Source organism: Erythrobacter donghaensis, assembly GCF_001557325.1.
In the GTDB taxonomy this organism is placed as follows: domain Bacteria; phylum Pseudomonadota; class Alphaproteobacteria; order Sphingomonadales; family Sphingomonadaceae; genus Erythrobacter; species Erythrobacter donghaensis_B.
Genome location: NZ_LSJS01000054.1, coordinates 40359 through 49434 on the forward strand (window position 1 = coordinate 40359; position 9076 = coordinate 49434).

Here is a 9076-nt window from a genome sequence, read left to right on the forward strand (position 1 = left end):
CCTCGTGACGAGGCGGCCTTTTCTTTAGGCAGTGCGCCGTGGATCAGAAGCTCGCCTTGAGCCCGAAGTTGAAGCTGGTGCCGACTTCGAAGGTGTTGATTTCGATCCGGTTGCCGTTGAACTCCTGGAACTCGAAATTGTCGCGGCCGAAGATGTTGCGCACATCGAAGCTCAGCTCGAGCGGCACGCCGCCCAGCTTGAGCTCGCCGCGCGCGACGAAGTCGACCGTCAGGCCGGGATCCTCGACCACGTCGGGCAGCGGCCCGCCGCGCAGGGTCACGCGTTCGCTGGCATAGTTGAACAGGAAGGTGAACTGCTGCACCTTCTCGGTGTCTTCGAGGCCGATCGAGAGGTTCGCCACGTGATCCGACTGGCCGACCAGCGATGCGCCTGCGTCGAACAGCAGGCTCGCGTCCTGGCTGGGCGTGCCCGGCACCGGCGCGAGATCGCCTGGCGAGACCGAGATGCTCGAGGTGCTGTAGGTGTAGTTGGCCAGCACCAGCAGCTGCTTGGTCGCGAAGAACCCGCCCCAGTCGTAGAGGTCGAAGGCGTAGGAGGCGTCGACTTCGGCGCCGTAGAGCTCGGCCGAGGGGGCGTTGGCGAAGCTGGTGCGCAGTTCGCCGGGCACGAAGATCAGGAAGTTCTCGATCGGGTTCGAGATATCCTTGTAGAACCCGGCGAGGCTGACCCGGCTGCGTCCGCCGAAGTAGTACTCGGCGCGCGCTTCGAAGTTGGTCAGCTCACTGTCCTGCAGGAACGGGTTACCGATATAGCGGCGGTTCGATTCCGGATCGAAGTAGAGCTGTTCGACCAGCTCGCGGAACTGCGGGCGCGCGATGGTCTGCGAGGCCGAGACCCGCAGCTGCAGATCGTCGGTCGCCTCATAGGTGATCGTCCCGCCCGGGAGCAGGTAATCATTGGTGATGTTGGTCGGGGTGGCGCCGGCGATCGGCGTGTTGAAGATCGTCTGGTCGATCGCGACGGTCTGGACGCCGTCCTCGTAGCGCACGCCGGCTTCGACGGTCAGGCGGTCGGTTGCGGCCCAGCGCACCTGGCCGTAGCCGGCATGCACCGTCAGCGCGGCATCGAACACCGGGAAGGGCGAGCGCTCGAACAGGGTCACGTCGAAGAACCGGCTGCCGGCCGGCACCACGGTTCCATCGGGAAGCGTCACCGGCGCCGAGGTGGTTGCGGTGGTTGCCCCGTTGATGATGTCGCCCGGCTGACGCAGGCCGATCGCGTTGATCAGCGCATTGGCCTGCTCCCCGTTGAGGAACGCCGAGCAGACCGTGCTGCACGACACCAGCGGCTGGAAGGCGCGGCTGGATGAACGGCGGCTCGTGTCGAGATAGGAGTAGCCGACTGTCAGATCGAGCGTGTCGAGCAATTCGTAGGAGACGTCGATTCCGCCGAAATACTGGTCTTCCTGCAGATCGTCGAATTCGACCAGCGGACGGGCGGCCGACACTGCGATCCCGCCGATATTGACGAGGTACCGGTCACCGAAGGGATCGCCCGGGTTGTTGGTGCGGACATATTCGAAGGTCGCGTTGTACGGCGCCTCGCGATCCGTACGGGCAAAGCCGCCGCGCAGGTCGATGCCGAGCTTCCCGAAGTTCAGCTCGGTGACGAGCTGCGTGTCGATCAGCTGCCGTTCGAACCAGGCGGTCTGCTGCTCGAGATAGTCGATGCCGTCGACGCCGAGCAGGAAGTCGGTCCGCTCGCCGAGACGCGCGGTCTTGAGCGTGTCGCGGATGTAGAGGTTGGTCCAGCGCACCGTATGCTCGCCGATGTCGAGGCCGACACCGATCAGCGCATTCACCAACACGTTATTGTCGGTGATGAAGGTGGTGCTGGTCTCGTTGAGCTGGCTGAGATCGCCATTGCCGACCTGGCTGAGCACCGAGCGGTTGCGATACTTGTTCGAGATCCCGCCCGTGGCGATCACGCCGAGATAGGTTTCATCGCCCAGCTCGACCGAGAAGCCCCCGGTGATGTTGGCGCTGAAGTTGGGGCGCAGGTTGGGAATGCGCTGCAAGGTCACGAGGTTGGTCGGGAACAGCTGGGCTGCGATCGGGCCGCTGACATCGGGGCTGACCTGGTCGATCCGTTCGCCTCTGTCGAAGAAGGCCTGCAGGTTCGAAGGGATGTCGCGGTTGCCGTTGTCGAAACCGAAGACGTCCCAGTCGCTGCCGAAATAGGTCAGGCCGTTCTCGAAGGTCGTCTCGGTGTCGCCGCTGCCGCTGATGCTGAGCGTCAGGAAGTCCTCGGTCGGCACGGCCTTGGTGGTGAGGTTGATCACCCCGCCGCCGAATTCGAGGGGGAAGTTGGCCGAATAGGTCTTCTGCACCAGCGAGGAGGAGATCACGCTGGTAGGGAAGATGTCGAGCGGCACCACGCGGCTCAGCGGCTCGGGGCTCGGCAGCGGCAGGCCGTTGAGCAGGGCGAGCGAATAGCGGTCGCCGAGACCGCGCACGAAGACGCGGCCGTTGCCGACCAGCGACAGGCCGCTGACGCGGCCGAGCGCGCCGGCGATGTCGCCGTCGCCGGTGCGGGCGATGTCGGCTTCGGTGAGGACGTTGAGGACCTGGCCCGAGGAGCGCTCGGGATTGCGGCCCCGGCGGCCGGTGACGACGATCTCGCCGCCCGGGATCGAGATATCGGCCTCTTCGACCGGGGGTTCGCCCTCGACCTGTTCGGTGAGCGGGTCCTGCGCCGCTTCCGCTTCAGTCACGGTGTCCTCGGTCACTTCCTGCGCTTGCAGCATCGAGGGCAGGGTGAGTGACGTGGTGAGAAGCAGCAGCCCTGCCAGGCGCGTGCCGGTCAACATAAAGCGAGACCCCCTCATGAATAGGCCTTTGAACAGATTTGGCCCGCGCGGGGCCTCAAAGAAAGAAAGGGGAGGCGCGCGTCACGACGCGGCGCCCCCCCGTTTCGAAAGGCGCGATCAGCTGAAGACCGGCAGGGTCGTGCAAGCAGTGCCGGTGCCGCCGAAGCTGAACACCGCCGAGTTGCAGGTCCAGCCGCGGAAGGTGTCGAGCGCTGCCGCGTTCGGCACCGCGCCGATGAAGGTGCGGGCCGGAGCGAAGAAGCTCGAGCGCGGCGTGGCGTCGAAGGCGGTCACGCCGCTTTCGCCGGTGCCGTTCACCACGGTGTCGGTGAGGGTGATCGTGAAGTTGAGGTTCACGTTCGACCCGGCGGTGATCGCCGCCGCCGCGGTTGCAACACCGCGCACCTGGTTCGAGGCGCCGCCGTCGCAGACGACCGAGTTGAACCCGATGAGGTTGTCGACGGTCAGCTGCTCGTCAACGCGCACGCAGTGCGTGCCGGTGCCGTCAAGGCGGTTCATGACCGCGTTGGTGAGGCCGAAGGCCGCACCGCCGCGCAGACGCAGCATCGCAGCGTTCGAACCGGCAATCCGCTCGACGAACGTGGCGTTGTTGATCTGCAGGCGGGTGCGCGGGAATGCCGTGATCGGGGTCGCGACGTTGTCGTTCGAGTCGAGCTCGAGGATCGAGTCGCCGGTGCTGGCGCGCTGCACCGCGATAACGGTGTCCATGTTGATCTGCGCACCGGTGTCGGCGTCGATCGAGTCGTCCGAAGCGCCGATCGCAGCGACGTTGCGGATATTGAAGCCGCCGCCGAAGAACTCCATGCCGTCATCCGAGCTGTTGAACGACTGCAGGTTGGCGATGGTGGTGCCCGAACCGACGCCGCCGGTGGTCAGCGACTGGAGTTCGTTGCCCGGCGCCAGTTCGAAGCCCGAGAAGCGGATCTGGTTGAAGGTGAACGAGCCCGAGTTGTCGGCCGCCTGGTTGCCGCCGTAGGGCACGGTGACGGCCGAACCTTCGAGGTTCTGCTGGCACGTCGGGTTCTGGGAGAAGGTGCCATCGGTGTTGACGCCGCCGGTGGCGCAATCCGACACGCGAGCGCGGCCGAGCAGCACGACGCCGCCCCACTGCTGCTGGCTGTTGTCGTTGGCGAGGCCGATGACGTTGTCGCGGCTGGTCCAGATGATCGGGCGGGTCGCGGTGCCGTTCGAGATCAGGCGGTTGCCGCGGTTGACGATCAGCGCCGAGTTGCCCTGGGCGAACAGGATCACGCCCGGTTCGATGGTCAGGGTCACGGCATTGTTGGTGGTGCCGAAGCCCTGATCGGTGCCGACCAGCGTCGAGCCCGAGATCTGGTAGAGCAGGCCCGAGATGAAGGGCAGCGTGTCGGTCGCGTTGACGGTCGAGGGCAGGGTGCAGACGCGGTAGGTGCCGGTCGGGCCCGCGAGCGTGCCGGCATCGGTCAGGCCGCCGGTCGAGTTGATGGTCGGGCAGCCCGCGGCCGGGGTGACCAGCGACTGAGTCGGGGTCGGCGTCGGAGTGGGCGTCGGGGTCGGCGCGGGGTTGTTGATGATGACTTCGATGTTGCCGCCGGTGCCCGGCGAGACGATCTCGTCAGCGCCGCAACCCGCCAGAGCGACCAGGCTGCAACCCAGAATCAGAGTGCGTTGGATGTTTTTCACGAGCGTGGGTCCCCTCTTGAGCCGAGAATCGAGTTAGGCGCTTGGTTGGATGCGCTGAGAGGTCGCTAGGGGTCGTTCGTGACAGAATTCTTGCAGGATGACAGTGCGGTTGCATTTGCCGTAATATGACCAAAGAAAGACCAATATGACAAAAAAATCTTCGTTGCCGTAACCGCGCGGCAGGACAGGTGTAACAAAAATTTCACGATTCTACAGTGGATTGGGCGATAAAATTACAAACAAAAGACAATGTTACAGTTATGTTGCATTCACTCCCCCAGCCATGCATTATGCGTGCCTGTAGAAGAGGAGCCATGCCCATGTCCGTTGCCTTTCTTGCTCTCGCGCTCGCCGCCGCAAGCCCGCTTGCACAGGCCACCGAGGCGCCCGAACTCGCCGCGCGCACGCTGGCCGCAGGCCGTGCCCAACAGGCCGTCACCGTGCTCGAGAAAGCCAGTGCCGCCGATCCGCACGATGCCGCGGTGCTGATCAATCTCGGCATCGCCTATGCCCAGACCGGCGACGAGACCCGCGCCCGCGATGCCTTCCGCCAGGCTCTGGCCTGCCATGAGGTGGTCGAGCTCGAGACCGCCGACGGCCTCGCCACCGATTCGCGGCGGCTGGCGCGCAAGGCGCTCAAGATGCTCGAGCGCGGCGAATTCCGCAGTTCCGCCGTCGCCGCCGGGCAGCTGACCTACCGCGACCGTTGATCCTTTGATGTGGAGCCCGGGGCACACTTGCGCGATATTGCGCCAATGGACGCCCCGGTAACCCGCCGGTAACCAACTCGGGGCTTTCCTCATACTGTCACCTGCCTGTCATTTAGGATAGACAAAGGGGGACACTCTGGAGGGCCGAGACATGATTCTCGCCGCGGCTTGCCGCGTCATGACAATTGCTGCGGGTGCCGGACTTGCGTTCGGCCAGGCTGCCGAGGCGCGTGCCGATGTGCTGGAACTGGATGCAGGGGGCGCGCGCTGGGTCGCGGGCCCGCTCGCCGGCCAGAGCGCGGTGCCTGCGCCTTCCGCTGCGCCGACGGGCACGCCGGCCGAGCCGGTGCTGCCCGGCGAGGTGCCGCCGATCCCGGCCTATGCGATCGCCGATCCCGCGCAGGCCGCGCGCGGCGTCCCTGCGCGCTATGCGGCAAAGATCGCCGAGCTCTCCGTCCGCTTCGACCTCTCGCCCAGCCTGCTCGAGGCGCTGGTGTGGCAGGAAAGCCGCTGGAACGAGAACGCGCGCTCGCCGGTGGGGGCGCAGGGGCTCGCGCAGCTGATGCCGGGCACGGCGCGCTATCTCGGCGTCAACCCCAATGATCCTTTCGCAAATCTCGAGGGCGGGGCGCGTTACCTGCGCGAACAGCTCGATCGGTTTGGCGGCGATATCGAGAAGGCGCTCGCCGCCTATAATGCCGGCCCCGGACGGGTCGAGCGCGCCGGCGGTATTCCCAATATCCGCGAGACAAAGCAGTATGTCGCCGCCATCATGGGGCGACTGTCCAACCACGCGCGCGCACCCGGCCGGTAACCGGCCACCCCACGCGCGCGAACGCCTGAACGAGAAACCGAGAAAGACATGATGCCGCAGCTTCGTATTCCCGCCCGTATTGCCGCCGCGCTCGCGCTCGTCTCGGCGCATTCCGCCGCCTTCGCGCAAGGCGCGGATCCCGCCGGTTCGGGCCCGATCAACAACGCGCTCCTGTGGCTCCAGGGCACCCTGCTCGGCACGGTCGCGACCACCATCGCGGTGATGGCGGTCGCCGCGATCGGCTTCATGATGCTCACCGGCCGGATGAACTGGCGCTTCGGCGCGACCGTGATCATCGGCGTCTTCATCCTGTTCGGCGCGACCACCATCGTCGCCGGCATCCAGGCGGCGGCTGGATAAGTCCATGACCGATCTCGTCCGCAACCCTGTCCACCGCGCGCTCACCCGCCCGCAGATGTTCGCGGGCGTGACGATGAACTTCTTCATCATCAACATGATGGTGACGACGATCGCCTTCCTGATCCTGAGGAACCTGCTGATCCAGAATGGCCTGTTCCTCGTCGGCTTCCTGATCATTCCGCTCGTGATGCACGGGGTCGGCTACTTCGCTTCGCTGCGCGAACCGCGCATCTTCGACCTGTGGATCACCAAGGTCTCGAAGTGCCCGCGCGTGCCCAATTTCAAGCGCTGGGGGTGCAACTCCTATGCGCCTTAAGGATTGCCCGTCATGGTGAAGTGGATCGGAGCCGCCGCCTGGAGCGCCAAGGAATCCCGCGTCGGCGACCGCCTGCCCTATGCGCGCCTCGTCGACGAGAACACCGTGCTGCTGCGCGATGGCTCGGTGATGAGCGCGATCCAGGTGCCCGGCCTCTTGTTCGAGACCGAGGATTCGGATGCCCTCAACGCCCACGCCGCCACCCGCGAGGTGATGCTGCGGAGCACGCTCGATGCGCGTTTCGTGCTCTATCACCACGTTATCCGCCGCCGTGTGGAAGTTGAGCTCGACGCCGAGTTCCCCGATCCCCTGTCGCGCCATATCGACGCGCGCTGGAAGCAGCGGCTGGCGGGCGGATCGCTGTTCATCAACGACCAGTTCGTCACCCTGATCCGCCGCCCCGCGCGCGGCAAGACCGGACTGCCCGAGCGGCTCTCGAAGATGTTCAGCCGCGCGGGGGCCGACGAGCTCGAGGCCGATCCCAAGGACCTGCGCAGCCTCAAGGCCGCGATCACCGGCCTCGTCGCCAGTTTGCAGAGCTATGGCGCAGCGGTGCTGGGGGACTATCAGGCCCCCGGCTCCAGCGGCACCAATTCGGAAATGCTCGAGCTGCTGAGCGCGCTCTACAACGGCGAGATGCGCCCTGTCCGGCGCCCTTCGGAAGACACCGACATCGGCCACATGCTGCCCTATCGCCGCGCCTCCTTCGGGCTCGACGCGATGGAGCTGCGTGGCAGCGCCGCACCCGATTTCGCTGCGATCCTCGGCCTCAAGGACTATCCCGAGGCAACCTCGCCCGGCCTGCTCGACAACCTGCTGCGCCTGCCGTTCGAGATGGTCGTCACAGAGAGTTACGCCCCCAACGAGCGCACCACCGCCAAGGAACGCATCGACCTCGCGCTCAGGCGCTCTCGCTCGGTCGATGAAGAGGCCGCCGCCGAGCGGGCCGACATGCTCGCCGCGCGCGACAGCCTCGGCAACGGGGCGGTGGGCTTCGGCGACCATCACCTGACCGTGCTGGTGCGCGAGACCACGCTCCCCCGATTGGACGACGCCATGGCCGCCTGCGCCGCGGCGCTGGCCGACACCGGCGCGATCGCGGTGCGCGAGGATACCAATCTCGAGCCCGCCTTCTGGGCGCAGTTCCCGGGGAACGAGGAATATATCGTCCGCCGCGCGCTGATCTCCTCGGCCAACATGGCAGGCTTCGGCAGCTTCCACGGCTTTGCGCTGGGGCAGGCGAGCGGCAACCACTGGGGCGATGCGGTGACCCTGCTGGAGACCACCAGCGCGACGCCGTTCTTCTTCAACTTCCACCACGGCGACCTCGGCAATTTCTCGGTCATCGGGCCGAGCGGTTCGGGGAAAACCGTGGTGATGAACTTCCTCGCCGCGCAGGCGCAGAAGTTCAAGCCGCGCACCATCCTGTTCGACAAGGATCGCGGCGCGGAGCTGTTCATCCGCGGGATCGGCGGGCGCTATGACCGGATCGCGCCGGGCTTGCCGACCGGGTTCAACCCGCTTGGCCTCCCCGACACCCCGGCCAACCGCGCCTTCCTGCGCGACTGGCTCGCCGTGCTGCTCAAGGCCGACGGGCCGGAGGAATTCGCGACGCTCTCCGCGGCGGTCGATGCGACCTATGCCAACGACCCCTCGCTGCGGCGCTTGCGCCACTTCAAGGAGCTGCTCGCCGGTGCCCGCCGCCCCGAGCCGGGCGATCTGGCGGATCGCCTCGGCGCGTGGATCGGGGAGGGCGAGCACAGCTGGTTGTTCGACAATGCCGCCGACCGGCTCGATCTCGAAACCCGCGTGATGGGCTTCGACATGACCGCGCTGCTCGAGAACCCGCGCCTGCGCACGCCGACCATGATGTACCTGTTCCACCGCATCGACGAGCGGCTGGACGGCCAGCCGACCATGATCCTGATCGACGAGGGCTGGAAGGCATTGGACGACGAGGTCTTCGCCGCACGCATCCGCGACTGGCTGAAGACGCTGCGCAAGCGCAACGCGCTCGTCGGTTTCGCGACCCAGTCGGCGCGCGACGCGCTCGACAGCCGCATCTCGACCGCCTTGGTCGAGCAGACCGCGACGATGGTGTTCATGCCCAACAGCCGCGCGCGGCCCGAGGATTACTGCGACGGCTTCGGCCTCACCAGCCACGAATTCGCGCTGATCCGCTCGCTGCCGGCGCACAGCCGCGCCTTCCTGGTGCGCCAGCCCGATGCGAGCGTGGTGGTGCGGCTCGACCTGTCGGGGGCTCCGGAAGTGCTGACGATCCTCTCGGGCCGCGAGAGCGCGGTGCGGCGGCTCGATCTGCTGCGCGAGGCGGTCGGCGATGCGCCGTCCGCCTCGCGCAGCAG

Annotated in this window: 7 protein-coding genes; 5 read left to right on the top strand and 2 right to left on the bottom strand. The window is 66.4% G+C overall.

The window, feature by feature from the left end:
• Positions 1-43 precede the first annotated feature (43 nt).
• Both AX692_RS02280 and AX692_RS02285 read right to left on the bottom strand, forming a co-directional pair.
• Entirely contained in the window at positions 44-2830 is a 2787-nt protein-coding gene (locus tag AX692_RS02280; protein ID WP_073973250.1) for a TonB-dependent receptor domain-containing protein, read from the bottom strand.
• Positions 2831-2947: 117 nt separating this feature from the next.
• Positions 2948-4513: a hypothetical protein gene (locus AX692_RS02285; RefSeq protein ID WP_073973251.1), complete on the bottom strand. Its 1566-nt coding sequence runs from the start codon at positions 4511-4513 to the stop codon at positions 2948-2950.
• A gap of 320 nt (positions 4514-4833) precedes the next feature.
• Here AX692_RS02285 and AX692_RS02290 point away from each other — a divergent pair, with 320 nt between their 5' ends.
• The 5 genes from AX692_RS02290 to AX692_RS02310 all read left to right on the top strand — a co-directional run.
• The gene (locus tag AX692_RS02290; RefSeq protein WP_073973252.1) at positions 4834-5223 is read left to right on the top strand and encodes a tetratricopeptide repeat protein; all 390 of its coding nucleotides are present in this window, start codon (positions 4834-4836) and stop codon (positions 5221-5223) included.
• A 178-nt stretch (positions 5224-5401) separates the two neighbouring features.
• Positions 5402-6037 carry a lytic transglycosylase domain-containing protein gene (locus tag AX692_RS02295; RefSeq protein ID WP_073973253.1) on the top strand — a complete coding sequence of 212 codons (636 nt, stop codon included), beginning with the start codon at positions 5402-5404 and terminating at the stop codon, positions 6035-6037.
• Between the two features lie 48 nt (positions 6038-6085).
• Complete coding sequence (locus tag AX692_RS02300) at positions 6086-6397, top strand: TrbC/VirB2 family protein (RefSeq protein ID WP_081095079.1); 312 nt, start codon at positions 6086-6088, stop codon at positions 6395-6397.
• A 4-nt stretch (positions 6398-6401) separates the two neighbouring features.
• Positions 6402-6713 carry a type IV secretion system protein VirB3 gene (locus AX692_RS02305; RefSeq protein ID WP_073973254.1) on the top strand — a complete coding sequence of 104 codons (312 nt, stop codon included), beginning with the start codon at positions 6402-6404 and terminating at the stop codon, positions 6711-6713.
• A 12-nt stretch (positions 6714-6725) separates the two neighbouring features.
• A partial coding sequence (locus AX692_RS02310) for a VirB4 family type IV secretion/conjugal transfer ATPase (RefSeq protein WP_073977550.1) occupies positions 6726-9076 on the top strand: 2351 nt, incomplete at its 3' end.

Excerpts from the sequence above, each read along its gene's own strand:
- AX692_RS02300 (WP_081095079.1), top strand. The coding sequence starts at position 6,086 with ATGATGCCGCAGCTTCGTATTCCCGCCCGTATTGCCGCCGCGCTCGCG.
- AX692_RS02295 (WP_073973253.1), top strand. The coding sequence starts at position 5,402 with ATGACAATTGCTGCGGGTGCCGGACTTGCGTTCGGCCAGGCTGCCGAG.
- AX692_RS02305 (WP_073973254.1), top strand. The coding sequence starts at position 6,402 with ATGACCGATCTCGTCCGCAACCCTGTCCACCGCGCGCTCACCCGCCCG.
- AX692_RS02280 (WP_073973250.1), bottom strand. The coding sequence starts at position 2,830 with ATGTTGACCGGCACGCGCCTGGCAGGGCTGCTGCTTCTCACCACGTCA.
- AX692_RS02290 (WP_073973252.1), top strand. The coding sequence starts at position 4,834 with ATGTCCGTTGCCTTTCTTGCTCTCGCGCTCGCCGCCGCAAGCCCGCTT.